This is a genomic window from Thauera sp. WH-1, assembly GCF_047806685.1.
GTDB lineage: Bacteria > Pseudomonadota > Gammaproteobacteria > Burkholderiales > Rhodocyclaceae > Thauera.
The window spans coordinates 27949-53686 of the sequence record NZ_JBLQGP010000019.1 but is presented as its reverse complement, the minus strand read 5'-3'; the positions used below and the strand labels follow the sequence as shown (position 1 = coordinate 53686).

32 protein-coding genes and 1 pseudogene are annotated in these 25738 nt (G+C 58.8%); 25 read left to right on the top strand and 8 right to left on the bottom strand.

The features are described from left to right. Positions 1 to 3 precede the first annotated feature (3 nt). From ACMV5O_RS16840 to ACMV5O_RS16805, 8 genes are all read left to right on the top strand, one after another. Positions 4 to 582, top strand: coding sequence for a hypothetical protein (locus ACMV5O_RS16840; protein WP_416164552.1), 579 nt, complete (start codon positions 4 to 6; stop codon positions 580 to 582). Between the two features lie 99 nt (positions 583 to 681). After that, positions 682 to 1011 (top strand): hypothetical protein, encoded by a 330-nt coding sequence (locus tag ACMV5O_RS16835; protein WP_416164551.1) that lies wholly within the window; start codon positions 682 to 684, stop codon positions 1009 to 1011. Beyond that, positions 1011 to 1490, top strand: a complete 480-nt coding sequence (locus tag ACMV5O_RS16830; protein WP_416164550.1) for an RDD family protein — start codon at positions 1011 to 1013, stop codon at positions 1488 to 1490. The genes ACMV5O_RS16835 and ACMV5O_RS16830 overlap by 1 nt, the downstream gene beginning before the upstream one ends. Before the next feature lie 26 nt (positions 1491 to 1516). Continuing rightward, on the top strand, positions 1517 to 2260 hold the full coding sequence (locus ACMV5O_RS16825; RefSeq protein WP_416164549.1) for a hypothetical protein: 744 nt from the start codon (positions 1517 to 1519) through the stop codon (positions 2258 to 2260). A 28-nt stretch (positions 2261 to 2288) separates the two neighbouring features. Further along, a complete protein-coding gene (locus ACMV5O_RS16820; RefSeq protein ID WP_416164548.1) occupies positions 2289 to 2861 on the top strand; it encodes a hypothetical protein in 573 nt (190 codons plus the stop codon). 235 nt (positions 2862 to 3096) lie between these two features. Beyond that, on the top strand, positions 3097 to 7908 hold the full coding sequence (locus ACMV5O_RS16815; protein ID WP_416164547.1) for a DEAD/DEAH box helicase: 4812 nt from the start codon (positions 3097 to 3099) through the stop codon (positions 7906 to 7908). A gap of 67 nt (positions 7909 to 7975) precedes the next feature. Then, complete coding sequence (locus ACMV5O_RS16810) at positions 7976 to 8284, top strand: hypothetical protein (RefSeq protein WP_416164546.1); 309 nt, start codon at positions 7976 to 7978, stop codon at positions 8282 to 8284. Between the two features lie 9 nt (positions 8285 to 8293). Next, positions 8294 to 9190 (top strand): hypothetical protein, encoded by an 897-nt coding sequence (locus ACMV5O_RS16805; protein WP_416164545.1) that lies wholly within the window; start codon positions 8294 to 8296, stop codon positions 9188 to 9190. A gap of 4 nt (positions 9191 to 9194) precedes the next feature. Here ACMV5O_RS16805 and ACMV5O_RS16800 read toward each other — a convergent pair whose 3' ends face one another. After that, entirely contained in the window at positions 9195 to 9596 is a 402-nt protein-coding gene (locus ACMV5O_RS16800) for a hypothetical protein (RefSeq protein WP_416164544.1), read from the bottom strand. Positions 9597 to 9738: 142 nt separating this feature from the next. Between ACMV5O_RS16800 and ACMV5O_RS16795 the strand changes: the two genes are divergently transcribed. Continuing rightward, positions 9739 to 9984, top strand: a complete 246-nt coding sequence (locus tag ACMV5O_RS16795; RefSeq protein WP_416164543.1) for a hypothetical protein — start codon at positions 9739 to 9741, stop codon at positions 9982 to 9984. A 76-nt stretch (positions 9985 to 10060) separates the two neighbouring features. Here the strand turns inward: ACMV5O_RS16795 and ACMV5O_RS16790 are convergent, their stop codons facing one another. Next, complete coding sequence (locus ACMV5O_RS16790; protein ID WP_416164542.1) at positions 10061 to 10486, bottom strand: helix-turn-helix transcriptional regulator; 426 nt, start codon at positions 10484 to 10486, stop codon at positions 10061 to 10063. Between the two features lie 475 nt (positions 10487 to 10961). Between ACMV5O_RS16790 and ACMV5O_RS16785 the strand changes: the two genes are divergently transcribed. The 9 genes and pseudogenes from ACMV5O_RS16785 to ACMV5O_RS16745 all read left to right on the top strand — a co-directional run bounded on the left by ACMV5O_RS16785 (position 10962) and on the right by ACMV5O_RS16745 (position 16500). Then, on the top strand, positions 10962 to 12113 hold the full coding sequence (locus ACMV5O_RS16785; protein ID WP_416164541.1) for a hypothetical protein: 1152 nt from the start codon (positions 10962 to 10964) through the stop codon (positions 12111 to 12113). A 234-nt stretch (positions 12114 to 12347) separates the two neighbouring features. Next, a complete protein-coding gene (locus ACMV5O_RS16780) occupies positions 12348 to 13367 on the top strand; it encodes a hypothetical protein (protein WP_416164540.1) in 1020 nt (339 codons plus the stop codon). Positions 13368 to 13416: 49 nt separating this feature from the next. Further along, a complete protein-coding gene (locus tag ACMV5O_RS16775) occupies positions 13417 to 13860 on the top strand; it encodes a hypothetical protein (protein WP_416164539.1) in 444 nt (147 codons plus the stop codon). Then, positions 13857 to 14201, top strand: a complete 345-nt coding sequence (locus tag ACMV5O_RS16770; RefSeq protein WP_416164538.1) for a hypothetical protein — start codon at positions 13857 to 13859, stop codon at positions 14199 to 14201. Before ACMV5O_RS16775 ends, ACMV5O_RS16770 begins: the two co-directional genes overlap by 4 nt. Positions 14202 to 14212: 11 nt before the next feature. Then, complete coding sequence (locus tag ACMV5O_RS16765) at positions 14213 to 14758, top strand: hypothetical protein (protein WP_416164537.1); 546 nt, start codon at positions 14213 to 14215, stop codon at positions 14756 to 14758. Positions 14759 to 14857: 99 nt separating this feature from the next. Next, positions 14858 to 15472 (top strand): hypothetical protein, encoded by a 615-nt coding sequence (locus tag ACMV5O_RS16760; RefSeq protein WP_416164536.1) that lies wholly within the window; start codon positions 14858 to 14860, stop codon positions 15470 to 15472. Positions 15473 to 15656: 184 nt separating this feature from the next. Then, positions 15657 to 15896 carry a helix-turn-helix domain-containing protein gene (locus tag ACMV5O_RS16755; protein ID WP_416164535.1) on the top strand — a complete coding sequence of 80 codons (240 nt, stop codon included), beginning with the start codon at positions 15657 to 15659 and terminating at the stop codon, positions 15894 to 15896. Between the two features lie 63 nt (positions 15897 to 15959). Then, positions 15960 to 16169: pseudogene (locus ACMV5O_RS16750) on the top strand (helix-turn-helix domain-containing protein); the annotation flags it as partial. Between the two features lie 82 nt (positions 16170 to 16251). After that, a complete protein-coding gene (locus ACMV5O_RS16745; protein WP_416164534.1) occupies positions 16252 to 16500 on the top strand; it encodes a helix-turn-helix domain-containing protein in 249 nt (82 codons plus the stop codon). 28 nt (positions 16501 to 16528) lie between these two features. Here ACMV5O_RS16745 and ACMV5O_RS16740 read toward each other — a convergent pair whose 3' ends face one another. The 4 genes from ACMV5O_RS16740 to ACMV5O_RS16725 are packed head-to-tail and all read right to left on the bottom strand — an operon-like array spanning position 16529 to position 19684. Continuing rightward, the gene (locus tag ACMV5O_RS16740; RefSeq protein WP_416164533.1) at positions 16529 to 17287 is read right to left on the bottom strand and encodes a hypothetical protein; all 759 of its coding nucleotides are present in this window, start codon (positions 17285 to 17287) and stop codon (positions 16529 to 16531) included. 3 nt (positions 17288 to 17290) lie between these two features. After that, entirely contained in the window at positions 17291 to 18334 is a 1044-nt protein-coding gene (locus tag ACMV5O_RS16735; RefSeq protein WP_416164532.1) for an AcrVA2 family anti-CRISPR protein, read from the bottom strand. Positions 18335 to 18357: 23 nt separating this feature from the next. Next, on the bottom strand, positions 18358 to 19416 hold the full coding sequence (locus ACMV5O_RS16730; RefSeq protein WP_416164531.1) for a tetratricopeptide repeat protein: 1059 nt from the start codon (positions 19414 to 19416) through the stop codon (positions 18358 to 18360). Further along, positions 19403 to 19684: a helix-turn-helix domain-containing protein gene (locus ACMV5O_RS16725; RefSeq protein ID WP_416164530.1), complete on the bottom strand. Its 282-nt coding sequence runs from the start codon at positions 19682 to 19684 to the stop codon at positions 19403 to 19405. Before ACMV5O_RS16725 ends, ACMV5O_RS16730 begins: the two co-directional genes overlap by 14 nt. A 218-nt stretch (positions 19685 to 19902) precedes the next feature. Here ACMV5O_RS16725 and ACMV5O_RS16720 point away from each other — a divergent pair, with 218 nt between their 5' ends. The 3 genes from ACMV5O_RS16720 to ACMV5O_RS16710 are packed head-to-tail and all read left to right on the top strand — an operon-like array spanning position 19903 to position 21344. Beyond that, a complete protein-coding gene (locus tag ACMV5O_RS16720; protein ID WP_416164529.1) occupies positions 19903 to 20433 on the top strand; it encodes a hypothetical protein in 531 nt (176 codons plus the stop codon). Beyond that, positions 20426 to 20809 (top strand): hypothetical protein, encoded by a 384-nt coding sequence (locus ACMV5O_RS16715; RefSeq protein ID WP_416164528.1) that lies wholly within the window; start codon positions 20426 to 20428, stop codon positions 20807 to 20809. Before ACMV5O_RS16720 ends, ACMV5O_RS16715 begins: the two co-directional genes overlap by 8 nt. 31 nt (positions 20810 to 20840) lie before the next feature. Next, entirely contained in the window at positions 20841 to 21344 is a 504-nt protein-coding gene (locus ACMV5O_RS16710) for a hypothetical protein (RefSeq protein ID WP_416164527.1), read from the top strand. Here the strand turns inward: ACMV5O_RS16710 and ACMV5O_RS16705 are convergent. After that, positions 21334 to 21639 (bottom strand): hypothetical protein, encoded by a 306-nt coding sequence (locus tag ACMV5O_RS16705; RefSeq protein WP_416164526.1) that lies wholly within the window; start codon positions 21637 to 21639, stop codon positions 21334 to 21336. The two genes, ACMV5O_RS16710 and ACMV5O_RS16705, sit on opposite strands and share 11 nt — an antisense overlap. A 54-nt stretch (positions 21640 to 21693) precedes the next feature. Between ACMV5O_RS16705 and ACMV5O_RS16700 the strand changes: the two genes are divergently transcribed. After that, entirely contained in the window at positions 21694 to 21894 is a 201-nt protein-coding gene (locus ACMV5O_RS16700) for a hypothetical protein (RefSeq protein WP_416164525.1), read from the top strand. Between the two features lie 138 nt (positions 21895 to 22032). Continuing rightward, entirely contained in the window at positions 22033 to 23469 is a 1437-nt protein-coding gene (locus tag ACMV5O_RS16695; RefSeq protein ID WP_416164524.1) for a PhoH family protein, read from the top strand. 94 nt (positions 23470 to 23563) lie between these two features. On the opposite strand, the gene ACMV5O_RS16690 is transcribed toward ACMV5O_RS16695, so the two are convergent. Then, on the bottom strand, positions 23564 to 24604 hold the full coding sequence (locus tag ACMV5O_RS16690) for a hypothetical protein (RefSeq protein ID WP_416164523.1): 1041 nt from the start codon (positions 24602 to 24604) through the stop codon (positions 23564 to 23566). Here ACMV5O_RS16690 and ACMV5O_RS16685 point away from each other — a divergent pair. Both ACMV5O_RS16685 and ACMV5O_RS16680 read left to right on the top strand, forming a co-directional pair. After that, positions 24596 to 24817: a hypothetical protein gene (locus tag ACMV5O_RS16685; protein WP_416164522.1), complete on the top strand. Its 222-nt coding sequence runs from the start codon at positions 24596 to 24598 to the stop codon at positions 24815 to 24817. The genes ACMV5O_RS16690 and ACMV5O_RS16685 overlap by 9 nt on opposite strands. 17 nt (positions 24818 to 24834) lie before the next feature. Further along, a complete protein-coding gene (locus tag ACMV5O_RS16680) occupies positions 24835 to 25737 on the top strand; it encodes a hypothetical protein (RefSeq protein ID WP_416164521.1) in 903 nt (300 codons plus the stop codon). Position 25738: the final 1 nt, after the last annotated feature.

Here is a 25738-nt window from a genome sequence, read left to right as displayed (position 1 = left end):
GCCATGGAAGGTCATCCGGATTTCGAACCGCCGTTGTCACGCAAGCCAAAGAACCCGTTGTCCGCCTTCGGTCTTGTTACTTCCACACTATGGCTGGTCGCTATGGCGGCTGGTTTCGGCGGCTTCTTCCTTTGGTATTTCTACACCCTTGAGGAAGAAGTTCAACCTGATACTCCCTTTGTTCATGCTCCCGAACAGGCTCGGCAGCCCGTTCATGAGGCGCCTCCACCCACTGACATCCTGTTGCAGAACATGAATACACAGGCCCCGCGCACTTTCCGAGCGGTGCTCTTTGGTCACCCTTTGAAGCACTGCGCGGTGCGTGTGAACTCTTTTCAAAGCAGGGATTCCTTCCTGATCGCGTTTGTTCGAGCAGGGGAAAATCTGTCTCTCAAATTGCCACGAGGCCACTATCAAGGGGTCCTGGCTTGTGGTCTGCATTGGGACGACCAGGATTTGAGCTTCGCTGGCGTTGCGCCGCTGGTTTATCGTGACCACGACTTCTTTGCGCAAGTGCAAGCACGCCGAGCGACTGGCGTCGATCTCGGAGGGCTCTGGGATGTGGGCGGTTACGGGCAGTGAGGGATAAACCTGTTAAACTGACGATGGGATCGTTTGTCATTTTTTCGAATCCCAAGTGCTTATCAAAGGTTCTTCTTGCCAACTATCATTCAAGATCTAATGAAACCTCTTTATTTCGCTGCAGTGTCGCTCGTCGTTCTGACGGGCTGCGGGGTCCAGCAGTACAAGGTCGATAGCAGCCTCAATTACCTCGAGCTCATGGGGACACCCATGGCGCGGCTCGAATTGACTTCAACGGAAGATGAAGTGACCGTTGATTCTGTCGTGATCAATCGAGGTCAGTGCAAGGATATCGACAATGGCCGCAACTTCCCCTTCACGCTCAAGTACGGCGAGAAGATGAGCGTCATCTCTGAGCGATGCAAGGTGCGGGAAGTGACCTGGACAATCAACGGGATCGAGCACACATTCAACTGGGATCCGCACTGATGCAGGATCAATCAGCCCTGCAGCAGCTTCAGTACGCAGGATTCTGGATCCGAACAGGGGCTACGATCGTCGATACGATCCTTCTCCTGCTCGTTACGTATCCAATCCTTTTCGTCATCTATGGCCCGTCGTATTTCGATCTCAACTATGAAGGGGCTTTTGTCCGAGGGGGTGCAGATTTCATAATTTCCTATGTGCTACCGGCCGTCGTGGTGATCGCCTTCTGGGTGGCCAAGCAGGCGACGCCTGGGAAGATGGCAGTATCGTGCAAGATCTTGGATGCCCGTACAGGCAATCCTCCTTCTGGCGGGCAGTGCGTCATCCGCTATCTGGGCTATATCGTTGCAATGTTGCCCTTGGGGCTTGGGATTCTCTGGGTCGCTGTCGATCGCCGCAAGCAGGGCCTGCACGACAAGATCGCGGGCACCGTGGTCGTTCGCCAGAGACAGCCGGAAGAGGTGAGATTCGACCCTGCCTGACGCTCGGGCTGGTTTGAGAATGCGTTATGGCACCGAGGAAGAGGCGATCCGTCGACGAGCATCAACTGGATCTCTTCGCCGATAGCGAGGACGTCGGCCGGCGGAACACGGTGGTTGCTGCCTTGCTCAGGAGAGATGCGCTGCAGGCAGGCGCTGCGATCGAGGCGCTCCGGGCGGCGCTTCCGACCGACTCGATTCTTGGCCCAGCATCTGTCCTCCACGCGCACCTGATCGCACCATCCCAGACAATCGCGGACCATGCCTTGGCTGCATCCGAGTTACAGCGTCTGCGGGAAACGATTCTTCCTGCCGCGGACTACCTCTTTGGTGCGTCGTCTGCAGCGGAGTGGATCCGAGCCGACTGGGTTGCCATGGCTGAGCGGATCGCCGGATTGGACTTCGATGGAAGGTGGCCAGACATCCATTCGTCTGCGTTGCTGTGCATGCTTTCGAGGTGGGAGGAGGCCCTGGCGCTCGCGCTTCGCGTCGCCAGTTGGCGCCGCATTGCGGTGATCGTAATTTCAGCGTCCACTGAAACGATCTCGGTCAAAGCTGTGGCTGGGATTGTGCTCTGGCTTTACGGGCTGGCTCTTCTGTTTGCGGCTACGGCAAACCTTGTCCTGTTTTTTCTCTGCGCTGCACGAAACCATCCCAAGTCGCTCATGGGATATCGAAAAAGAAGCCTGCGCAGCGCTGACGAGGCGATTGCTTGTGCTGTGAATTCAATGTTGTCGGCAGTCATCGCCTTGCGGCTGGCTGATAGGCGATGAAGGGCTTCGTGTAAAGGGAGATTGCGCAATGCAAGAAGATCCGGATCTCTACAAACTCCCGTCACGCGGGACTCGAACTTCATTGACTGGATTTTTAGGGCTTGTGACATCCGGAGTGTGGCTACTCCTCGCTGCTGGGTGCTTCTTGGGCTTCATTTTCTTGTACTTCTATACGCTGGAACTTGAGTCGAGGCCGAATTCAAGCGCTTATGGCGACCAAGAAAGAATGGCGACGAGAGTTGATTACAAGCCCCCGCCGACTGGGGTTCTCTTGTCCAATCTAGATGCAAGGGGTGGGGTGTCGTTTATGGCAAACATTGAGGGGCATTTCTCAAAGCACTGTGCTGTTCGGATAAGTCCAATTGAAGCCCCATCCGCTTTCGCGATTTTCTTTGTTCGCAAGGCGGAAGTCTTGCGCATGAGTCTGCCGCGTGAAAATTATCAAGGCATGGTTGCGTGTGGAGAGAAATGGGATGATGAGGATTACAGCTTCGAAGGTGTTCAGCCCATAATGGATCCGCCTCCGTTCTTTTCCATTGCGCCAGAAGGATCGGAGACGGGGGTCAGTCTCCATTATTTTTGGGACAAGCATGGGGAATAATGGCAGGCCGGCTTTCTGGAAACTATAGGACTCATTCTTGGAAGGAGGGGAACTTCGTGACCGTGACTAGATGCCCTCTCAGCGCATCGACCCGGAAATCTAGTCACGGCTTCGCCTTATATCCCGCTCAATCCGGTCTGCTACAGCGAGCGATTGCTGCGAAAACAGGTCGAAGTGGACGAGGTTTTACTGCGCGGCAGATAATGCATGCATTCCATGTGAACTGAATAAATTCATGACCACACTTGAAACAATCCTCACCGAGTTCCGCGAAGCGGCCCGGTCCAATCGCGAGATGGGCGACAAGTTCGAGCGTCTCATCGCCAACTATCTGCTGACAGACCCGCAGTACGCTGACCGGCTCGCCGAGGTTTGGCTGTGGTCGGAGTGGCCGGACCGTAGCGGCATGGATGTAGGCATCGATCTGGTCGCCCGTGAGCGTGGAACAGGCGACTACTGGGCGATCCAGTGCAAGTTCTACGATCCGGACTACGCCCTGCAGAAGGCAGACATCGACTCCTTCTTCACGGCCTCGGGGAAGCGCTTTGCGACCAGCCAGGGCGAGCGCTCTTTTGCACACCGGGTGATCGTCTCCACGACCGACAAGTGGAGCAGCAACGCCGAGAAAGCGCTCGAGAACCAGACCATTCCGGTCTCGCGCCTGTGGTTCAAGGATCTGGCCGAGAGCCCGATCGACTGGAGCCAGTTCAGCCTTGAACGCATCCAGGACATTCGCCTACGCGAGAAGAAAACGCTCATGCCCCACCAGGAAGAAGCGGTGGGCAACATCCTCGAGGGCTTCAAAGAGGTCGATCGCGGCAAGCTCATCATGGCTTGCGGTACCGGAAAAACCTTCACCTCGCTGCGGCTGATGGAGCAGGCGACGCCGGCAACGGGCCGAGTGCTGTTCCTGGCGCCCTCGATCTCGCTAGTCGGCCAGACGCTTCGGGAGTGGTCGTCGGAGGCGATCGAGCCGTTCCACGCCTTTGTCGTGTGCTCGGACACGAAAGTCGGCAAGGACGAGGAGGACATCAGCACGCACGACCTGGCGTACCCCGCGACCACCGATGCCCGCAAAGTCGCCCTAGCGGCGAGCGTGCTCTCGCCCGATCGGCGCACGGTCGTGTTCTCCACCTACCAGTCCATCCAGGTGGTGGCCGACGCCCAGCGCCAAGGTTTGGGGGCGTTCGATCTGATCATCTGTGACGAGGCCCACCGCACGACCGGCCTAACGCTGCCGGGCGAGAGCCCGTCCGAGTTCGTGAAGGTCCATCACAACGAGAACATCGTCGGCGTCAAGCGGCTGTATATGACGGCCACGCCGCGGATCTACGCCGAGGCATCGAAGACAAAGGCTAACAACTCCGATGCGGTGCTCTTCTCGATGGATGACGAGGAGACCTTCGGTCCCGCGTTCTACCGGCTCGGCTTTGGCAAGGCCGTCGAGCTCGATCTGCTCTCCGAGTACAAGGTGCTGATCGTCGCCGTCCGTGAAAACGAGATGGCCAAGCTCGCCAACAACTTCAACAACGCCTACCGCCTGGACGAGAAGAAGGCGATCGACATCAACTTCGCGACCAAGATCATCGGGAGTTGGAAGGGCCTCTCCAAGCGGGGTCTGGTGGCAGTCGGCGAGGACGGCCAGGAAGAGACGCTCACCGAAGACGTCGAGCCGATGCGCCGGGCGGTGGCCTTCTCGAAGTCGATCAAGCTCTCGAAGCAGACGACGGACATCTTCAAGGACCTGGTCGCCGTTTATCAGCAGGCCCACGACGGCGCCGAGCCGACCGGCATGGTGCGCTGCGACCTCGACCACGTCGACGGCACGATGAACGCGCTCACGCGCAAACGCGCCCTCGACTGGCTCAAGGCCGACCTCGAGGCGGGCGACTGCCGCATCCTCTCGAACGCGCGTTGCCTGTCCGAGGGGATCGACGTCCCGACCCTCGATGCGGTGGTCTTCTTCGACACCCGGGAGTCGATCGTCGACATCGTCCAGTCGGTCGGGCGCGTCATGCGAAAAGATCGCACCGGCCGCAAGAAGTACGGCTACATCATCTTGCCGGTGTGCATGCCCTCGGAGAAGGTGAAGGACTACAACGCCTACATCGATAGCGACCCGCAGTTCAAAGGCATCTGGAAGGTCATCAAGGCGCTGCGGGCGCACGATGAGAGCCTGGTCGACGAGGCCGAGTTCCGGCGCCGGATCGCGGTGATCGATGGCGGGGGCGAGAAGTCGGGAGATGAACGTAGCGGCGAGAGCGAGATGCTCCCGCTCGACTTCCCGGATCTGCCCATCGATGCGATCAACGAGGCCGTCTATGCGGCGATCCCTAAGAAGCTCGGCGATCGCGAATACTGGAGCGAGTGGGCCAAGAGCATCGGCCAGGTGGCCGAGCGCCTGATCGCCCGCATCGAGGATCTGCTTGCGCGCGATGCGGCGCTCGCCGCTGAGTTCGACGTTTTCCTGAAGGGGCTGCAGGACACCCTCAATCCGGCGGTGACCCGGGGCGAAGCGGTGGAGATGCTAGCCCAGCATGTCCTAACCCTGCCGGTGTTCCAGGCGCTTTTCGCGGCCACCAACTTCCCCGAGCACAACGCGGTCGGCAAGGCGCTACAGCGCATCGTAGACCGCCTAGGTGAATCGGCGATCGCCTCCGAAACCGAAGGCCTCGACAAGTTCTATGAGAACGTGCGTGAACGCGTCAGCCGTGCCAAGAGCGACAAGTCCAAGCAGGACATCATCCGCAATCTCTACGATACCTTCTTCCACAACGCTTTCCCTCGGATGGCCGAGCGCCTGGGCATCGTCTATACGCCCGTTCAGGTCGTCGACTTCATCCTGAGGAGCGCCGATGCCGCGCTACGCAAGCATTTCGGGGAGTCGCTCGCGAGCCCCGGCGTGCAGATCCTCGATCCCTTCGCCGGCACGGGGACCTTCCTGGTACGACTCATCCAGTCCGGCCTGATCGATCCCGAGCACCTGCCGCACAAGTTCGACCACGAACTGCACGCCAACGAGATCGTGCTGCTGGCCTACTACATCGCCACGATCAACATCGAAACCGCCTACCACGGGGTGACGGGCGACTACCGCCCCTTCGATGGAATGATCCTGGTCGATACCTTCCAGATGACCGAAGAGAACGACCTTGTCGACAAGGTCGTGCTGCCGGAGAACAACGCCCGAGCCGAACGGCAGTTGGCGCAGCCGATCCGGGTGGTCGTAGGAAATCCGCCATATTCGGCGCAGCAGGACAGCGAGAACGACAACAACAAGAATCTGGCCTATCCGACGCTCGACGAGTCCATCCGTAGGTCCTACGCGGCACAGTCCTCGGCCAAGCTGCTCAAGAACCTGTACGACTCCTACATTCGCGCGATTCGGTGGGCCACCAACCGGATTGGCGAGCGTGGGGTCGTGGCCTTCGTAACCAATGGTTCCTTCCTCGACGCGAACAACATGGATGGTCTGCGTAAGTGCCTGACCGAGGACTTCAGTCACCTGTACGTTTTCAACCTGAGGGGAAACCAGCGGACGTCAGGTGAGGAGTCACGTCGAGAAGGCGGCAAGATCTTTGGATCGGGTTCCCGCACACCAGTAGCCATCACCATCATGGTGAAGGATCCCGCTCATGCGGGCCTTGGCGTACTTCACTATCACGATATCGGTGACTACCTGAGCCAGCAGGAGAAGCTCGACATCATTGAGGGTTTTGGCTCCATCGACGCCATGCCTTGGATCGGGCTTGCGCCGAATACTGAGGGTGACTGGGTTAGTCAGCGGGACCCCGCATTCGAACACTTTATCCCGTTGGGGAACAAGGACGTTGAAGGCTCCAAAGCGATCTTTGGCATGTATTCGTTAGGCGTGACAACCAACCGGGACGCTTGGGCATACAACATGAGTTGCAGCGGACTTGAGTCGAACATGCGAAGGATGATTGATGCGTACAACGAGGATCGCTCCGACTATCTGAGAGCTTGTGAAGGCAAGCCCAAGGATAGTTGGCCCGAGGTAGAGCAAGTTATAAACACCGACCCACGCCGCATTAGCTGGACACGTGCGCTGAAAGCGGACGCTAAGCGCGGTAAGGCTCATGTCTTCGAAAAGGACTCTCTAACGCCAAGCATGTACCGGCCATTCACTAAGCAGTGGCTGTACTTCAACAGACGTTTTAATGAAATGGTTTACCAGCAGCCGAAGCTGTTCCCCTCTCAAGGGCATCGGAATCTGGTGATCTCCGCATCAGGGATCGGCGCCAACAAGCCATTTTCTACGCTGGCAATGAGCTACGTCCCATGTCTGGACAACATCGAAAAAGGCCAGTGCTTCCCCCTCTACTGGTATGAGAAGGCCGATGCTGACGCCACGCCCCAGGGCGAGATGTTTTCTGCTTCCTCGGCTCCTGACGCTGACGGCTACGTCCGCCGTGATGCGATCACCGATTGGGCGCTGGACGCCTTCCGCGCCCACTACGGCGACGCTGCGATCAGCAAGGAAGACATCTTCTGGTACGTCTACGGGATCCTGCACTCGCCCGAGTACCGGCAGCGCTTCGCGGCCGACCTCAAGAAGATGCTTCCGCGCATTCCCTTCGCCGCGGATTTCCGCGCGTTCTTGAACGCCGGCCGCAAGCTGGGCGAGTCGCATCTGAACTATGAGACGGTCGAACCCTTCCCGCTGACCGAGGAAGCCAAGCGCTTGGTCATGGAGCCGGACGACTACCTGGTTACGAAGATGACCTTCGGGAAGAAGGACGGCAAGCCCGACAAGAGCGTCATCGTCTACAACCCGCACCTGGTGCTGCGTGACATCCCGCTCGAGGCCTACGAGTACGTGGTCAACGGCAAGCCTGCGATCGAGTGGATCATGGAGCGCTACCAGGTCACGGTCGACAAGGCTTCAGGCATCAAGAACGATCCGAACCAGTGGTCGGATGACCCGCGGTATATCGTCGATCTGCTCAAACGGGTTGTGAGAGTTAGCTTGGAAAGCTGCAGAATCGTCCAAGGACTGCCACCACTCAACGAGTTTGTCGCATAAGGGGCTGAGCTTTCGCACTCATCCCAAAGCATCTCCTTGACGCAGCACTAACCAAGGAGAATCTGCAATGGATGGCACATTACGTGACGAACTGCTCGACGTTCTCGAGCGCATCCGGATTTACTCGGAGAGCAAGACCGCTGCCGAGCCAGGATTGGTCATTTACAGGGATGGCCTGAAGGTTCGTGAGCGGTTTCGCGCTGCCACAAAGGAGGATGAAGTGAACATCGCGCTGTTGAAGCGTTGGATGGACTTCTGGTGGGGCCGCCCCAGATTCGAAAGCGCGGCAGAGCGTCAAGTCGCTTGGAAGGAAATCAAAGAGGCACTGCGTCGTGTCTGTAGCGACCGTGCCTGCTTGATGCTCGGGCTGGTTTGAGAATGCGTTATGGCACCGAGGAAGAGGCCCCCCGTCGACGAGCATCAGCTCGATCTCTTTGCCGATAGCGAGGACGTCGGCCGGCGGAACACAGTGGTTGCTGCCTTGCTAAGGAGAGATGCGCTGCAGGCAGGCGCTGCGATCGAGGCGCTCCGGGCGGCGCTTCCGACCGACTCGATTCTTGGCCCAGCATCTGTCCTCCACGCGCACCTGATCGCACCATCCCAGACGATCGCGGAGCATGCCTCGGCTGCATCCGAGTTACAGCGTCTGCGGGAAACGATTCTTCCTGCCGCGGACTATCTCTTTGGTGCGTCGTCTGCAGCGGAGTGGATCCGCGCCGACTGGGTTGCCATGGCTGAGCGGATCGCCGGGTTGGAATTCGACGGCCGCTGGCCAGAGATCCATTCGACTGCGTTGCTGTGCATGCTGTCGAGGTGGGAGGAGGCACTGGCGCGCGCGCTTCGCGTCCCTAGTTGGCGCCGCATTGCGGCCCCGTTGTCGTGGGTTGCGAAGTGCCGCTGCCACCTGGAAGGCCTCGACGCTGCCTGGCCGCTCTTGGCCGAACTGGCTTGGGTTGCGCCCGTGAGGTTTGCTCAACTCGCGCCGGAACTTCCTGCGCCAGGTCTACACCGGCTGCAGGCCGTCTTCGAGCGAGAGTTTCACTCCACCGTGACCGACTATGCCTGGTTCCCCGCGTGGAGCTTGATCGCGTACCCCAGTCTGCACTTGGTGCTTGCCACCTCGAAGGGCGCAGACTCGCCGCCCGAACGCTGCTTTCGGACCATTTTCGATCTGCTCATCCTTGAGCGCAAAGGCCTTCAGGTCGAGATGATCCAGAAGCGCAAGGACCTCCATGCGCAACACCCGGATCTGTTCGGATTCTTCATGAAAACTCGGCGCTGAGCCCTCATGGCGTCGAGAGGACTCCTTTCTCATCGGGAGGCCTCTGCTCCTGTGGACTGCCGCTGGGGGCTGCCTGGGCTTGACGTGCAGCGCGCACCTTGCGGGCAAAGGCAACTTCTCCGAGGATCGACGCGACTGAGAGCAGCGCCACAATGACAAGCCAGAAGATCGGAGTGGGCGGCAGGCGCAACAGCAGGCCCGCGACGCTGAGAACGAGCCAGCCCCAGACAACCCATTTGGACAGCCCCTCGAACGGGAAACGCCTGAGCGCGCCTGGGCGGGGATGTTGAACACGGCGAAGGAAATCGATCCCCAGCCAAACCGAGCTCACCGCGGCGGCGGCATACAGAGCGATGACCCGCGCCGAGGTGGCATCCAAGCCGGGTAAGTACGGTAGGGCATCCATTCAAGCAGCTTGCCTGACCCGGGCTCGAGATCAAAACGGGCGTGATACCCAGGAACGCTGTCCTGCATATCGACCGACGTCTCTCCATAGTCGACACAACGTCATCGTTTCGGGCAACGCCCGAACCACCTGGAGAAACATCATGGCCATCCGCACCCACGCACAGTTCCGCATGTTCCACGGTCAGGTTCGCACCTATTTCCGCGACGCGGAAAGTGCTGGCTTTGATCGCTCTCTGAACAATGTTCGCGCAGCCGCCGAACGCTTCGGTTTCGATCTGGAACAAAGCAAAGCCCTCTGGGCCAAGTGTTACAACCCCGCGATCGTCCCGAACGGTCGGCTCCTTGCCCTCAACGAGCACCTCGATTGCAGCCTCAACCTTTGTTGAGCTGCCCGGCACCGCAACGCGGCGCCTCTTGCCTCACCCCAAGCATCCTCGAGCCTCGCTCAGGATGCTTTTCCGTTCACACGTCCTCGATGTTCTTCTTGGATCGCCGTTTGATGCGCGGAATCTCGTTGAACTGACCTTCATTCAAGTCTCCCTTGAGTGCAAGGGCCATTCTGAAAAGCTGAAGTTGAGATGGGTGAATCGTATCGAGTTGGCGGCGGAACTCATTGAAGACTTCGAAGACTTCCTCGGGAGCATCCGCGCTCAAACTCATCTTCCGTTGTGAGTTGTCGACCGCCTCCTCGAGCGCCTTGATTGCGTTGGCGTCGAGATTAAGTGCCTTCTGGAGCCGAGCGACGAAGTCAGGGGTTGGCGGCCCTTTGATTCCTGTTTCGAGAGCCGACAAATAGGTCTGCTCGATTCCGACGAGTTCGGCGAGATCCTTCTGGAGTAGCCCGTGACGGCGTCGAAGTTCGGATAAGAGTCTGCTGAAGGGGCTCATTTTGATCTGGTGAGTGTACCGCTGCGGGAATGCGCTGTCGTATGTCTTGAGAAGGGGCGCATTTTCGCACAACGTTACAGGCCAGCACGTTCCGCACGGCTATAGCACGCGACGTGCCTTCGCCGCGAAGCGGCTTGCTGTGGCGGGATTGCTGGAGACCGTTCATGGGGCTTCTCGCACATTCTAACCTCACGTGTGTCGGCCAGAACTGTGGGAAGTTTGTTGCGATGGCAGAGAACGCCCTACACTGCATGAGTGTTTAAAATCCTTGCCGAAGACCTGGTGGTGCGCGACGCATCTGCGATCCGGAACGAAGCGGCAACGGTGTCAGAACACGTCGCACGGTTGTGGGGCGTGATGAGGACCGCTAAGAGGTCAGGGAAGAGCGCCACAACTAAGGCAATGACGTATTCATGGTGGTCAGTAAGGGCAACGGACTGACCATCTACCTTCAAGTCTGATCAAAGAGAAAGATATGAAGACAGACCCCTCGATGTCGCCGTATGCCCCTGTTCGCTATCGTGGCCATCCCTGGTGGGATTTCGCTCAAGAAGCGGGGCAGCATGGATATGTAACCGCTGCTGGCCAGATCGCCCGTAATCTCCCTGATATCATCATGGACTCGCTGTGTAAGCCAATAATGCAACTTGCAGCCCGAGAGTTTTCGGGGCATCCGGAAGCGGCGCAGCTCTCCATGCAGGTCATGGCGAAGGTCCTTGAGTACAGGCACTGGATTCCTCTGGCTGCACAGTACGAACTGTGTGGCCGCCAAATCTTTGACCTAACCGATGACCTCGCAGAGATGCTGTCGCAGACGGATATTGGCGATTGCACCCTGGAAGATTGGCACGCCCCCTACGATGCTTTCTATGTGCGCTTTGGCAAGCAAGAAGGGATGAAAGTGCCGTTTGAAGATGATTTCGAATATTTGGATGGAGCCTTTGTTGCCGTGACGCCATGGGGAGACGAGCCCGGCGACAGGCGCATCAAGTTTGGATTCGCAACCGTTCACAAGGACGGGAGTGGCGTACAGATGCCGGGGCAGTTCCTTGACCTGACGCCCAGCGAACAGAAGTTGCCCATCCTCGCTGGAATTGAGGCGTCCATCGCCCGTCGCGTCGCAAGTATGTCCTCACCTGGGGAAGATGTTGCTACGGCGGCCGTCACCGCATACCGCAAGGACATGCTCGAAGAGGGACTGGATCTTATGAAGCAAGCAGTATCACTGCTTGTAAACGCACTCTTCTACATCGAGTCGATCAATAACAAGGGCAACGAAGTCGCCGTCGAACCTGGACGCGACACGCCTCCAGAGCAGGTTGTAGCGTGGCATGCACAACCGCAGAAACGCGCCAAATTGCGCAGCCGGCTTACGAGCGAGGGCTACGTGATCGTCCGAATGCTGGGGAAAGAGCTAGCGCCGCTTGGGGCTGCTCGAGTTGGCGGTACCGTCAAGACGCATTGGCGCCGTGGGCATTGGCGGCAGCAGCGGGTAGGCACGGGGCGCTCGCAGATCGAGCGGCGTTGGATTCGCCCAACGATGGTCAATGCGGACAGACCTCATGACGACATGCCAGGGCATATCTACGCGGTTGGAGGTCCGGGCGATGGAACAACTCGCCACTAGGGACTTCGAAGCGAAGACGTGTCCTACTCAGCGTGCGTGCGATTCGCTCTCAAAAGCCGAGTCTGACTCGGTTTTTTTTTCGCCCATGCGTACGCTCACCTGAACCCTATGCCATGCGAGGTAAAGGTCAGTCCATATTCGGCAACGGAAATCCACCCAGAAGCAACGTCTGTGGGCGCAAGCCCGCTTTCCCACCTGTCGCGCCCACGTGCGCGCTCACTTCTGGAGAACACCATGGGTTCCACCGTAACCACCCGTCAAATGATCACCGCGTTCGAATCGAGCCAGGGGCCGCGCTACATCGCGTGGACGAAGGATTACGAAAAGAACGTGTTCCCCCACGTTCCGACCTGGAGCTGCCGGGCGATTGGCCGCTTCGAGGATGTGCTCGACCGGATCTTCCGGGACCTGTCATCCTGCGAGAACGGCATGCTGCAGGGACCTTTGGGGTGGATCACCCCGGAGGAGCATCTTGCGGACTGGTACGAAGCATTCCGCCAGCCGCGGCTGCAGCCCGAATGCACTGTATCGGTGACCTTCTGGCCTACCAGCGAGAAGTACGCTGAGGTCTGCAACGCACTCCGAGCGATCCGCCGTGAGGATCTGCTCTCAGCCGAAGGTGCGCCACTTGGCATCGGGCTCTCGCTGTACCTGGAGTCCGACGAAATCTCTGCCCTGTTCGGCCTCGGTGGCGTCTTTCCCGCCTGGCGTGCGCTTGACGCGAATTGGGCCCGGATGGCTGAAGGCTATGAGGTCGAGGAGACGCTCGCGCGGAACATCGTGCTGCAGACGCCCGATCCTCGGACGCTCCCCGAACTCCAGGTTCGCAAGCTCGATGGCGAGATGGCGCTGTACAGCTTCGAGGGCGCCCCATACATCAGCGCTCGCGGAGGCTGGGCATCCGACGTGATCCCCGAACTCCTGAGTGAGCACCTGATGAAGTCGGAGCTCCAGGCCCCGGGCTTTCTCAAGGTGGCGCTGCCGGTCTATCGCGCCATCGTAAGGGATGCCGTTCCGGCCGATGTCGACACGACCATCTTGACCGTCGCCCGTCCGCCGGCCGACCAGGTGTGGGCGACCGAGAATGCGCTCAAGCTCTATCGGGCAACGATCGACCAGCAGGCGCAAACACTCCCGGACCGCTTCACGACCACATTGCTCAAAGTTTTTCGTCACGATGCGGTCAACGAGCTGCACTGGCTGGACCCGATCTACGTTTCATGGGCTGTCGATCAACAGAAGCAGGCAGCCTGAGTTTTCAATCTGGGCCTCGTGATCGAGGCCCCACCTGAAGGAGCATCAAATGACTCACAACCAACGTGAAGGCTTCGTGATCGTTTCTCGATCCGAAGGTGATGAAGACGAGCCCCTGTTCTGGTCGAACGAAGACGGCTGGGGGGATCTCGAGAGCGCAACGGTGTTTTCGCGCGAAGAGCTCGCCGACGGCTGCACCTTGCCGATGTCCGTGGGCAAGGACGCTGAGTGGATGACCTGGCTCAAGGCGCGTGCGTTGGCTTCGCCCAACGAGAACGTGCTCCAAGGCATGTGCTGCCCGCAATGCGGCGCATACGGACCGTTCAAGATCCTGGCCACGAAGACCGGCTGGGCACACGCCTACGACGACGGCACCTGCGATTTCAATGGCGACGTCGAATGGGAGGACAACAGCCCGTGCGAATGTCCCGCGTGCCAATTCAGCGGGACTGTGAGCGATTTCCGGGCAAGTGCGCTCGAGGTCGAAGAATGAACTACGAATATCGGTTCATCAATGAGAAGTACGTGCTCCATGACGAAGGCGAGCCGATCGGTCAGCCGCTCGATGAAGTCGCGATCGCACTCGACAAGGACAGCGGCACGCTGCACAAGCACGGATCGCCGGAATACGTCGAGAAGTGGTGCAAGGCTGCCCGCATGAAATTCCGGACCCATGGCTACCACGACATGGCAGCGCAGTTGGTGGTCATCTCCGGGCGTCTCCCGATCGAGGAGATCAACCGGTGCATCAGCATCAGCGGCTACGCCGGCAAGCTCTACGGGCGCATCTCCGACGTGGCGCCGGTTACCCCCATCATCATTCCCTCTGCCTGAAGGAGTGCAGCATGCAATACCTCATCGATGTTTTAGGCGTCGAAGTAAAGGACATGACGCTCGGGTTCCAGCAGCGCTGGAGTACAACGCACGATACCCTCCAGGAGGCACGCGTCACCATCGACTGGCTCCTCGCGGACCCCTTCGTTTGCGAGCTTGTCGTGCTCTCTTGGGAGCCCGGAGCCGTTCGGACTGATGCGCGATGCGTCCACGGGGACTGGAGTACCCGTAACACAGCAGGCGGCATTCCGCGTCAGAAGGTCCTAACGCACCAATCACGACCGGTCACGCACGAGGTCTGGGCTGAGCAACGACTGGCGGGTTTCGTGTTCGGTCCCTGGACCGAGATCAAATCGTCGGTCGGGATCGAGCCAACGACTCAGCCGGGCCCGGGCTTCGCGCTCAAGCCCGACATGCGTTTGGGCAGGCCCATCCAGATCCAGGCTGGCCTGCGTGCAACCTGCAGGGATCCGGCCGTAGCGGGGCCTATTCTCGCGTTCTTTCCGGGACACGGATGGCGGCGCTTCGATTGTGTCGAAACCCTTGAGTTTGGCTGATCCATTTGGACCGCCTGCTAGGCTTGCTCTCAAATGGAGCCCACTTGGCTCTAACTGCGCCCCGGCCGAGAAGGTCGGGTTTTTCCGAGGAGGATGAAAATGCGCACTGTCAATCTAGTCGCTACGGAAGCGATGATTCAGCACTACTTCCCCGATGCTCGAACGTCTAGAGCATGTGCGAAACCCGGGATCATGTCTGCGGATTTCTCGATCGCCCCTGAAAACTGCAGAACCGAACTTGGTCGGTGGTTGGCAACAGTCATCTCCACAACGCGGTTCGATGATGATGCCTCGCACTGCTACATCGTGCACCCTTCGACAGAACAAGGATTGCATCTTCGAGACCTTGGCGAACGGTTACAGCGACGTCAGGTCATTCGAAATATAGAGGAGGCCGAGCAAATCTTCAAAGAGATCGAGATATGGGTCGAAAAGCAACGCAGGCTCGCAAAGGTCTACGGCTCCCACCTCTACCAATACAGGACGTATCTGTATCAGTGGCCTGTGTTCGGTTCCCTGGCCGCCGGTGAGTCGAGTACAACTGAGGCGTTTTTCGACCGATGCGGCGCGTTGATTCGTGCAACCGGAGGGGTCATCCTGCGTGCAGGCCTGAGCAACGCGAGGCTGCCTGCCTCGTTGGCACGAACAATGGCGCCGAAGAGCGGCGGGGGTGAGTCTTTGCTCCAGCGCTATGCCGCTCAACTCGAAACCTAAGCGAGCTCATCCTCGCAGATCGCCGAGCGTCCTTGTGACTATCGGTAAGCTATAACCTCCCAGCCCTGAGACTCCTCGAGTCCAGGGCTTTTTCATTGGAGGTACCGCAAAGCATCATGGTCTTTTGGGTGACTCACAAAGCATAGGTCGTTAGAATATACCCATATCCCATAAAGAGGCCGTCATGAAACTCAAACTGTACACGGGCGAAGAGCTCCGCGCTCTGCGCGAAAAACTAGGTCTCAATCAGACCGATTTCTGGGCGCGATTCAAGGTCACCCAGTCCGGCGGGAGTCGGTACGAATCCGGTCGTGAGATCCCCAACCCCATCCAGATCCTGCTCAACCTGGCATTCGGTTCGGAAACGAAAGCGCGCGGCTTGTTCGAGGAGCTTTGGAAGTTCGGGCACCCGAAGGCGAAGTAGGGGGCTCAAAACTCAACGTGGGGGCGCTGGGTGAGGCTCCCCCTGCGCATCGTGGAGTCGGAGATGAATCAAATCAGCCTTTCAGCACGAGCAATCCTCGCAGCCAATGTGGTAAAGCTGCGCAAGGAGCAAGGCTGGTCACAAGAGGAGCTTGCTGCTCAAGCTGGCCTCCATCGCACGTTCATTGGGCACGTGGAGCGGCAAATCAGGAACATCTCGCTGGACAATGTCGAGAAGATCGCTCGCACGTTAGGTGTGCCGATTCATGCCCTGCTTGTCCCGGAAGAAGAGAGAAAGGGAAAGCTGCGCCAGTCCGATGCGGGCGCATGTTGGGTCAATGATGCTAGGGGCCAAGATGGAAGAAACGATCTCCTCCGTGCGGGCGACGCTCGCTGCAAACATGGTCGCCTTCCGGGCGCAGAGGGGCTGGTCACAGGAAGAACTGTCGTTCCAGAGCGGACTCGATCGGTCCTTCATCGCCCATGTCGAACGAAAGGCCCGGAACATCTCGCTCGGCAGTCTTGAGAAGCTCGCCCGTGCGTTCGACTTGCCGACGCACACCTTGCTTGTGCCTCGAGCGGGCGAACAGCAACCCACTCCCTAGGCCGTAGTTGTCATCGTTCAGGGTGTTTTCACGTCAGCCCGCAAAACACCACGGCCAGTTCGTGCCCGCGCCACAGCGGCATAGCTGGGTCCGCCGCGGCTTCGAACGCCTGCTCGGCGCTCGCCAGCGCGACCGATGCAAAATGCCCCGTGCTGCTCAGGTTCGAACAGCCCGCGGCGATCTCGAGCCAGTTCGCCGGTCGCGGCGCCTGGCGGTCCGCGACTCGGGAAGCGCGCACAACCACCCATTCCGGTTGCCCGGTGCGACCGACGAACCAGATGGACGGATCCACATCGGGGTCGCTCTGCCAGGACATGAGCTTGAAGCCTTCCTGCTGCAGGTACTCGCGCACCACCTGAACGGCCACGCCGTGCTCCTCCCATGCCGTCATCGCGATCCGTTCATCTGTGATCATCGCGACCGGGTCGATGGGGCGTTGGCTTTCCGCATCAAGGAGCCCCCAGCCCGGATACTCCGCAATCCAATCTTGGCCCCGAGCGCTTCGCCGCATCGGCAAGACACAGGCATGGCCATTGGCTTGCCTGGCGACGCTCTTCAGCCCCCGCAGGCTCCCGGGGCCTTCCACGTTGCCGTCGACATCCTCAACGCGGACAAAGAACAACTGATTACCCAGGCGAAACGACAGGTGCTCGAGGAAGGGCGGATAGGGATGAGCTCGCAGCCAAGACCTGATGCCGCTGTCGACCTGACGATCCAGGTGCTCGCCGGCTGCCTGCCAGCACCCAAAGAAGGCCCTGGACATCTCCTGCATTTCGATCGGTTGCATGCCTTATCTGCCTTTCAACGGCCGGATCGTCGCCGGCAACTCCGACATATCATCCAGATTCACCGGGATCGGCGGTAGCCATCGCAGCTTGAATTCGCGATCGCCCGCTGCGATCGGAGATCCATCCTCACGCTTCATGGCGCCGCTTCTGAACCCGTGCCAATGCGCCCGGCGCACGTGCGGACGTGGGCCCGCATGCGTCCCGTCTCCCGCGGTTTCGCTCGCGTGATAGGCGCGGCGCAGGGCCGCACCGAGGCGCACGCCGACATCCCAGGTTGTGGGCCGGTCGGGCGCAAAGAGCCTCGGGCCGGACTTGGTGCGTTTGGGCGTCGGATTTGCCGGACGGGCCTGGCCATCCCCGATCTCGGCATTCTCGGCGCACAGATAGAGCAGCAAGGATAGGATCGGTTCGACGATGGGTCGTGCCTCGGAGACCAGCTCGCCAGCCGGGATCGAGGCCCCGACGGCGAGCCCTTGCACCTTCGCCACATCGGTCATCCGTCTGATCGACTCTTCCAGCGACCATGGCCCCAGATGCAGCGGGAAGGGCTCGAGCGCGATCTCCGCGTCGAGTAGCAGCCGCAGCTCCGGTCGCTGGTGGTTGATGTCGAACTCCAGGTGCGCGAAGACGCCGTAAAGGGGCGAATCGCGGTACCGCAGCCCGGGCGTCTCAACATAGACGGCCCATTCCGGGAGCCGATAGAGGATCTCGTGCGGAATGTCACCGCTTACAGGCGTCTCGATCAGGCGCTCGAAAAGCGCGGGATCGAATCGGTAGATGCCTTGTGTGACCCGCCACGCCATCAAAGCGCCCAGGCGCCCGACGTCGCCCGCCTGGTTGAGCGATACGCGGTTCGGACCGCCGCCGCTCACGATGGCATAGGCTGCCGCCAGGGGTAGGTAACACCAGTCGGGCCAGTCCGGAAGCCCGTCGCCGCGGTCCGCACGGCACTCATCTGCGTATTTCCACGCGCCAGGGTAGAGCTTGCCGGCGGCGATCAAGTGATCGCGAGGGCGCGCGTTTGATGAGCCAGTATTGGTTTTCAACGGACGTCTCCAGCGATGGCGTTTCAGTGCACCGGCTCATTGCGCGCTGCGGCGGGCATCATGTGACCCAAGCGATCCCACGGAAGAATTTCTTCTTGCCAACGATTCATGATTGGACGAACCATCTTCTCGGAAAGCGTGCTGTCGATGTTGCTCAAAAAGCTTTGTTTCTTGTACCAGAGCGCATCCCTCTCTTTAGCATCTCGCTCATTTGAGCTGTCTTCAAGGATCTTGGTGATCTCCGAGCGCTCTCTCAAGACGCTGGAGTGGTTGAACACCCAATCTACAAAATTGACTTCTTCGTCAGACCACAAGCGAGGCCAGCTTTGAAGGTACTCGACCGCAGCTTCTGTAGTTCCAAAGGTGGTGCTGTGCCAGTAAAGATGATCGAAAAACACCGTTCGACCAAGAATACCTTCGGCTACATAAGGATTATGTGCGATGCCTCGACGAAGGTATGTGCACGCGGATACGAAGTCATTGTCCCTGAATGCGATCAAGGCGGCCTGGTACCAGTGTACTGGCTGCTCGTCAGCGTACTTGAGGTAGTGCTTCATCGCGCCAGCGTAATCGAACTGAATGAGCTTTATGTCGCCCATCAAGAGCCGAACCCCAAGGCTATCCATCGGGCTCCATCGTAGCAACTTGTTTGCGAGCGCTTGTGCAGCTCGTCCATTTTCTTCTTCTATCAGGCACAGAAGCCGGCCGTATGCGACGCGCAAAAACGCACGATTATCGAGGTTAGACCACGGGATCTGGCCCTTGAACCCGCGAGGGATGAGCGCCGAAGCAAGCTTGTAAGCCTTCTCATAGAACTCGCTCGCAACAGGCTTGAGCTCGTTTTCCCAATAGAGCGAGCACAGCGCGTTGTAGGTCTCGAGATTTTCCGGATCTTGTTCGATGATCTCCTCGAGCTGCTCCATCGCCTCCTCAGCCTCGAGTGCGCCGGCTTCGACGCCGTCCATGATTTCGTCTGAAAGCTCCTCGGACTCCCAATCACGGCTGAACACGCCGGTCTGAATCGGCTTGTCATTGTGGTCGAACTCCTCACGCACCGAGAAGCTGAGCTTATTCGTCTTCATAACGCTCTCCATGAGTTAGCAATTGAATGGATCTGCCATTCTTGATGTGCGTCCGTATTGCAACGACGTGTTCCACCGGCACAAGCATCACTTCCAACCCAAGTGTCTTAGCAATGCGTTCAATGCTTGATAGCCGGGCATCGACCTTGCCGCTCTCGATCTCGGAAAGGTGTTGCGCCGACGTCCCTGATTGATCTGCCACGATACTGAGCGACCATTCACGCTTGTTTCTGTATTGGCGCAGTAGTGCTGGAAGGCTTCGCGTCATGCTTGTCATCTTAACCATGAAAGTAGAGTGTTTATCATGCCATGGCATGAAATCGTCGCGCCAAGATAACCCATCTCGTGACCTTATCGCGCCACGTCGCACTAATCGCTTGCAACGCCTGACCTTGCCGCTTTGCGCAAGGGTCTCTTGTCCGGCCCCGACCTCGCGGTCCCGGCCTCATTTGCGCCACTGCGCAATCCATTCGAAAGGAGTTTTCAATGAAATCGTTTCAACCCACCCCAGACATGATCCGTGCTGCGGAGAATGTTTTTACAGCACAAGCCCTTCACGACACCGTCGAGTCGATCGTGAAGGCTTACCAGACACGGATCCTTGTCGAAGGCCAATGGCCAGTCGCTTCCAAGCTACGCGATGCCGGCATCCACGAGACGATCGACGATCCCTCTAAGAGCTGGTTTCTCGACGAGCAGGCCTTTCAGACCTACGTAACACGTTGTGAAGAAGAGCGCATCAATGCCGGGCTGAGGGTATCCAAACCGGGCAATTGTCCGCTTCTCGAGGCCGAGTCGACGTTGCGTCAAGCACAGTACGTACTCATCGCGCTCATGGCGCCGATGACGAAGATCAGCGAAGCCGATGCGCGAATGTTCCCCAACGAACTTCGCGATCAAGTCGTCGACCTGAGCTTGCGCTTGCTCGCGCCTTACGTGCGAGACGGCAAGGCCATCATCCAGGCGCTGGTCGGCAACAAGTCCGGCCCGTCGCAGATGGAGGTGCGTCATGCGTGAGCACAACCGGACACGGGTCTTCATTCCCGTTGTGATCGCCGGGAACCGCCCAGGCGGCCAGGGCAGGGGCGCGATGGTCTACCAGGAGATCGGTGAAGACAACCTCTCCACCCTGAAACGCACGCTGGCGCAAGAAGCGAGGCTCCAGCAGGTGGATCCGGACGAGGCCTGGTTGCGCCGGGCTGTCGCTCAGACGCTCAAGCTCTATGAGGACGCCTACGACGACTACAGCCGCAGCCACCAGGAAAAAGACATCGTCGGTTTCGTTCAGGAGTTCGCGCTGCCGTCGGGGGCCGAACTCATCATGAGCGATCCCTGCCTGCTGCCGAAGGCCTTCCGCATCAAGGCCGTCGAAGACCAGCGACGCTGGAACTAGGCGCCATCCAATTCAAACGAGGCAAAAAATCATGCACCGCAAACTCATCTCAGCGCGTGAAGCGCTGTCACTGCTTCCCCAGGAAGGCGCCGTTCACACCGTGGTTTCAGGACTCGGCGTCATGGGTGCTGACTTGCCGGTGAGCGCCATCATCGAGCACATCCAGACCCATGAGGTCTGGCTCGATCTGGAGTCAGCCCCACTGGCCGACCACTTTCTCGTCATTCGAAGGCAGGGGCACGACACCTACATCGAAGTCGAACAGGAGCAGGCACTTTCGATCTGGTACGGACAGGTTGCGTCGGATCACCTGTGCCGTCTTCGGTCCAACGCAGAGGGCTTGATGAGCTACCAGCAACTCTACGAGCTCATCGATCGAATGCCCCTCGAGCATCGTGCCGATGCGGTCACGGTGTTCGATCGTGAAGCCGGTGAATGCAAACCGATCCAGGGGTTCGGTCCCATCGAGCGTCAGGATGCCAGTGGTGCCATGCTGTCAGTCCTGGATTCCGGGCACCCCGTGATCACGGTTTGAGGGCCAGACGATGACAATCCTGCTTCAAAACGAGATCCGGGATTTTCTGCAACGAGCGCCGCGGCGTAATTGGTGCTTCGTCGGTGATCACCTCATCAACTACGAGGGCTGCAGAAGCTTGTGGTTTGCGAGCCTCTTGCAGGGCACGATCGACGAACGCATCAACCGTCGAGCAGGCCTCAAGGTGTTCGCTGCAGTCCAATATGCGCCGTGGCGTGGCCCTTACAGCGCCATCAAACGTAACAAGCGCCGGGAACTGCAGCGGTGCGGGTTGCGGTCCTTCTGTCATGCCCATGTGGCGCACCTCTAGCGCACCTGGGCCTCCAGCCACTCACCTTCAAGGTGCCCCATGGAACCTGTTCTTTACAAATCCCCCAAGGAGATTGCCGCAGCTCATCGCGAAGCGCTCCGAAATCATCATGAGCTGACTGCGCTCTATGCATCTGGCCAAACGGACTTCGAGCCCGTCAAGCACAGCGCCCGGCGGCTCAAAACGCTGCGTGCAGCCTACAAGATCGCAAATGAGGAAGCGCGTTACGGGATCACCTGATTCACGAGGCGCTCACCACTGAAACGCGATCGCGTACTCAATAAACCCCCAGCCCGCCGTCTCTTCGAGATGCGCGGGCTTTTTCATTTTGCGGCGTAAGGCGCGGTTCGTTTCGTTTTGGAGACACGGTGTGCAAGCATGAATCGAGACCCTCAATCACCTGGAGCACACACAGTGGCCACCGCCAAGCGCAAACGCTCGAAGCTCTTCGTCCTCGATACCAACGTGCTGCTGCATGACCCCACTTCGCTGCACCGATTCGAGGAACACGACATCTACATCCCAATGGTGGTGCTCGAAGAGCTCGATCACAACAAGAAGGGAACTAGCGATGTGGCGCGAAATGCCCGCCAGGTCAGCCGGCTTCTGGATGACATCGTTCAGACGTCTCCGAATGGGATCGACAAAGGCATTGAGCTCAAGGCAGCGTCCAAGGGGCTTGCAACGGGGCGTCTTTTCTTCCAGTCGGAATCGATCGACGAGACGCTGCCTGAAAGTCTGCCCCGCGCACGTGGGGACAACCAGATTCTCGCGGTGCTCATTCATCTTGGGAAAACGACCGTCCAGAGCCGTGAGGTCGTGTTGGTGTCGAAGGACATCAACATGCGGATCAAGGCCCGTGCGCTGGGGCAGGCCGCGCAAGACTATTTCAACGACAAGGTTCTCGATGACAGGGAGCTGCTTGATCCCGGCTACCGGACCTTGCCGGCCGACTTCTGGGAAACGCATGCACGGGGCCTCAAGTCGTGGAAGGACGACGGCCGGGTCTACTATGCCGTGAGCGGGCCTTTGGCCAGGGACCTCGCGCTGAACCACTTCGTGACCGTCGCGGCTGATCCGCCTTTCCATGCTCGAGTAAAGGAAAAGGATGGGCCGGTGGTCGTGCTCGAGTCAGTCCTGGACTATGCGCACGCGAAGCTCAACGTGTGGGGCATCCAGGCGCGTAACGTCGAGCAGAATTACGCACTCAATCTTCTCATGGATCCGGAGGTCGATCTGGTGACGCTCCTGGGGCAGGCTGGATCGGGCAAGACCTTGCTCACCCTTGCCGCAGCGCTTACGCAGACTCTCGAAATGAAGCGCTACTCGGAAATCATCGTGACGAGGGTCACGGTGCCGGTCGGCGAGGATATTGGCTTCCTCCCGGGAACCGAGGAAGAGAAGATGGGGCCGTGGATGGAATTTCTTGATGACACGCTCGATGTACTGCTTGGGGGAGAGGATGAGAATGCTTGGGGTCAAAAGGCCACTCGCGATCTTGTGAAAGCCCGGATCAAGGTCAAAAGTCTGAACTTCATGCGCGGGCGCACCTTCCTCAACAAGTTCGTCATCATCGACGAAGCACAGAACCTCACGCCCAAGCAGATGAAGACGTTGATTACGCGAGCGGGGCCGGGGACCAAGATGGTGTGCCTCGGCAATATGGCGCAGATCGATTCACCGTTCCTGACCGAAGCGAGCTCGGGGCTTGCGGCAGCGGTTGATCGCTTCCGGAATTGGCCGCATGCCGGCCACGTCACGTTGGCGCACGGGGAGCGCTCGCGGCTTGCTGATCGCGCGAACGAGGTCCTATAGCGGCCGGAGTGCTAGCCTTTCGATGCCACGGAGAAAGCGAGCGGAAGGTAAAAAAAGGCCAGACGAAGTCTGGCCTTTGCTTTTTGTACTTGCGCTACTCCAAAAGCGCTCTGCTGCGGCGAAGCAACTCGTCGCGGTCCGATAGGAAATGCCATTTGGCCAGGGTATTCGACGGCGCTTTGAGGGCCTCTTCTGATGCTGTCAGCGATCCAAAGCCTATGGATGCCAACGGTTTCCACTGAGCTGTTTCCTCACAGAAAAGCTCTGCCTTTCCAAAGCTACGACTGTTAATCCTTGGTTCAATACGGATCGTGAACTTGACCTTTCTGCCTTTGTCCTCGATCACCTGCTCGAACTTCGCGAAACAGTCGCTGACGCCGACTTCTGACCAAAGCTCTTTCCATTGAGCCGAACCGTCGTCATAAAGGCGGCTAAGTGCCAACATCATCGTCTGTCGACCAAAGCGGTCGAGGCGACCAGGCGGGATGAAAGCCCAAACGGAGACGGCACCCTCAGGGCAGCTCAAACGCGATGGTATTGCGAACTCCACTCTACCAAAAGACGCCTGTACATCGAGCAACCCGCGGATAAGGTGCGTCACAACTTCGTCGTGCGAGAGATGACGCCCGTCATCACAAGGAAAGCGGGTTTCGTAAAACACCCCGAACTGCCCATCTTTTCTCGCAATTGAGCTACCCGGACCGCAAAGCTCCGTTATAAGTTGGTTGTAAATAGACGGTTTCCCGTCGTCCGTTGCTTCAAGTAAACGTCGTAGTGGCTTCCTCCATGCGGATTGAAGATTGACGTCCCCGTTGTGGTTCACCAAGCCGCGGCTGAGTTTCCAGATCGTTCTGCACTGCCCATTACGAGCGACAAGAACGTGAACGCTCTCGTCTTCGACCTCAGCGGGTAGTGCCGCAAAGTCGATCAAGGGGGCTTCCCGGTCCAGTGCACTAGCTAATCGCTCCAATTCGTCGTCCATTTTCATGATTTCCTTATTTTGAAAGTTGCGGGAGCTTCCTGTGGCGTTGTCTTTGATTAGCGCAGCTTTTTCATATAAGCCCGCGTTCTCCAAAACCCTTGCAACGTCCACGTGAATACCACCCTGACTTTCAAGGAGAGAACCATGAGTCATGCCAATGATGATGCCTGGAGACGTCAGGACGACGCACTCAAGCGCGTTTTTCAGGAGCTCTATCTGGGCCGGATGACAGAAGAACAGGCCGCAAAGCGAATCCAGCATGTGTGTTCGACGGAGTTCCTTTCCGCCTATATCGCCAATGCATTTTCCCGCGGGTGGATTACCCGCTTCAACGTCGGTCTCAGTGAAGACGGCGACATTCTTTGACAAAACGGAGCCTTACCATGACGTACGAAATTGTTGTTCCTACCCACAATGACGGCCTTGAGCTCTCCCGCGGTACGGCAGTCGCAATCTGCCTGCCGCAAAAAGGCGAGAAGAAAACGTATCTTCTCTACGCCTCGGGTCGCTCCGGATATCTCGAAGGAGCGCGAATCCAAGGCGTAGGTGTCAAGCGGTTCTTCGCCGAACAAGGGTTCGCGCCGGCCGCCGAGGAGGATCCGCGTGCAATCAAGCTTGCGGACCTGATGGACGTCAGGCGTGGCCTTGCGTTGGTCGAAGAGGCGAGCCGAAACCGTGCCCAGGCACTGCAACGGGAGTTGGCTGGATTGCGCTGCCTCTACGTTCCGTTCGACGAAACGCAGGAGCGTGTGGAGGTCACCGTTTCGCCGCCCGACTACTGCACGACCACGGTGATCGATCTGCATGCCGGCTTCAACAGCGGCGCGGTCAAGGTGCAGCCTGAGCCCGAGAACGGCTATCGCACGAGCGTGACGCTTAGCAGCGGCTGGCTTCGCCCGATCTCGGCCGAGTCGACCAGGACCCCTGTCAGCACCGAGTATGGTGGCATCGTCGAGAAGGCCGTCTACTTCATCGTCAACAGCGGGCTGGGCGTGCTTCATGCGTCCTGCCATCTCGAGCTGGATCTCAAGGCCGATGAGACCAGTGCCTTCCCGCGGGGATTGATCCCCATCGATTTGCCTTGTGGTGATGTGCTGGAGGTCGGTATCGACGGGGTGGATGAGCTTCTGGTTCGCTACGTGCGTGCTGGCCAGGTGATCCATGAGCGCTCTGGGCTCTATGATGTCCGCTTGGGTGACGCTATCGGTGCGATCGCGGCAGCCCTGGTGCGCGTCGCGGATCTGGACGCTGCGCCGAAAACCAAGTCACGCAAGAAGGCTGCTTGAA

Coding starts and splice junctions, on each gene's coding strand:
- ACMV5O_RS16680 (WP_416164521.1), top strand. CDS start 24,835: ATGACGTACGAAATTGTTGTTCCTACCCACAATGACGGCCTTGAGCTC.
- ACMV5O_RS16775 (WP_416164539.1), top strand. CDS start 13,417: ATGACTCACAACCAACGTGAAGGCTTCGTGATCGTTTCTCGATCCGAA.
- ACMV5O_RS16715 (WP_416164528.1), top strand. CDS start 20,426: ATGCGTGAGCACAACCGGACACGGGTCTTCATTCCCGTTGTGATCGCC.
- ACMV5O_RS16760 (WP_416164536.1), top strand. CDS start 14,858: ATGCGCACTGTCAATCTAGTCGCTACGGAAGCGATGATTCAGCACTAC.
- ACMV5O_RS16785 (WP_416164541.1), top strand. CDS start 10,962: ATGAAGACAGACCCCTCGATGTCGCCGTATGCCCCTGTTCGCTATCGT.
- ACMV5O_RS16695 (WP_416164524.1), top strand. CDS start 22,033: ATGAATCGAGACCCTCAATCACCTGGAGCACACACAGTGGCCACCGCC.
- ACMV5O_RS16740 (WP_416164533.1), bottom strand. CDS start 17,287: ATGCAACCGATCGAAATGCAGGAGATGTCCAGGGCCTTCTTTGGGTGC.
- ACMV5O_RS16830 (WP_416164550.1), top strand. CDS start 1,011: ATGCAGGATCAATCAGCCCTGCAGCAGCTTCAGTACGCAGGATTCTGG.
- ACMV5O_RS16720 (WP_416164529.1), top strand. CDS start 19,903: ATGAAATCGTTTCAACCCACCCCAGACATGATCCGTGCTGCGGAGAAT.
- ACMV5O_RS16765 (WP_416164537.1), top strand. CDS start 14,213: ATGCAATACCTCATCGATGTTTTAGGCGTCGAAGTAAAGGACATGACG.
- ACMV5O_RS16835 (WP_416164551.1), top strand. CDS start 682: ATGAAACCTCTTTATTTCGCTGCAGTGTCGCTCGTCGTTCTGACGGGC.
- ACMV5O_RS16805 (WP_416164545.1), top strand. CDS start 8,294: ATGGCACCGAGGAAGAGGCCCCCCGTCGACGAGCATCAGCTCGATCTC.
- ACMV5O_RS16770 (WP_416164538.1), top strand. CDS start 13,857: ATGAACTACGAATATCGGTTCATCAATGAGAAGTACGTGCTCCATGAC.
- ACMV5O_RS16725 (WP_416164530.1), bottom strand. CDS start 19,684: ATGACGCGAAGCCTTCCAGCACTACTGCGCCAATACAGAAACAAGCGT.
- ACMV5O_RS16700 (WP_416164525.1), top strand. CDS start 21,694: ATGGAACCTGTTCTTTACAAATCCCCCAAGGAGATTGCCGCAGCTCAT.
- ACMV5O_RS16780 (WP_416164540.1), top strand. CDS start 12,348: ATGGGTTCCACCGTAACCACCCGTCAAATGATCACCGCGTTCGAATCG.
- ACMV5O_RS16705 (WP_416164526.1), bottom strand. CDS start 21,639: ATGGGCATGACAGAAGGACCGCAACCCGCACCGCTGCAGTTCCCGGCG.
- ACMV5O_RS16810 (WP_416164546.1), top strand. CDS start 7,976: ATGGATGGCACATTACGTGACGAACTGCTCGACGTTCTCGAGCGCATC.
- ACMV5O_RS16690 (WP_416164523.1), bottom strand. CDS start 24,604: ATGACTCATGGTTCTCTCCTTGAAAGTCAGGGTGGTATTCACGTGGAC.
- ACMV5O_RS16685 (WP_416164522.1), top strand. CDS start 24,596: ATGAGTCATGCCAATGATGATGCCTGGAGACGTCAGGACGACGCACTC.
- ACMV5O_RS16730 (WP_416164531.1), bottom strand. CDS start 19,416: ATGAAGACGAATAAGCTCAGCTTCTCGGTGCGTGAGGAGTTCGACCAC.
- ACMV5O_RS16745 (WP_416164534.1), top strand. CDS start 16,252: ATGGAAGAAACGATCTCCTCCGTGCGGGCGACGCTCGCTGCAAACATG.
- ACMV5O_RS16840 (WP_416164552.1), top strand. CDS start 4: ATGGAAGGTCATCCGGATTTCGAACCGCCGTTGTCACGCAAGCCAAAG.
- ACMV5O_RS16790 (WP_416164542.1), bottom strand. CDS start 10,486: ATGAGCCCCTTCAGCAGACTCTTATCCGAACTTCGACGCCGTCACGGG.
- ACMV5O_RS16755 (WP_416164535.1), top strand. CDS start 15,657: ATGAAACTCAAACTGTACACGGGCGAAGAGCTCCGCGCTCTGCGCGAA.
- ACMV5O_RS16795 (WP_416164543.1), top strand. CDS start 9,739: ATGGCCATCCGCACCCACGCACAGTTCCGCATGTTCCACGGTCAGGTT.
- ACMV5O_RS16820 (WP_416164548.1), top strand. CDS start 2,289: ATGCAAGAAGATCCGGATCTCTACAAACTCCCGTCACGCGGGACTCGA.
- ACMV5O_RS16825 (WP_416164549.1), top strand. CDS start 1,517: ATGGCACCGAGGAAGAGGCGATCCGTCGACGAGCATCAACTGGATCTC.
- ACMV5O_RS16710 (WP_416164527.1), top strand. CDS start 20,841: ATGCACCGCAAACTCATCTCAGCGCGTGAAGCGCTGTCACTGCTTCCC.
- ACMV5O_RS16815 (WP_416164547.1), top strand. CDS start 3,097: ATGACCACACTTGAAACAATCCTCACCGAGTTCCGCGAAGCGGCCCGG.
- ACMV5O_RS16800 (WP_416164544.1), bottom strand. CDS start 9,596: ATGGATGCCCTACCGTACTTACCCGGCTTGGATGCCACCTCGGCGCGG.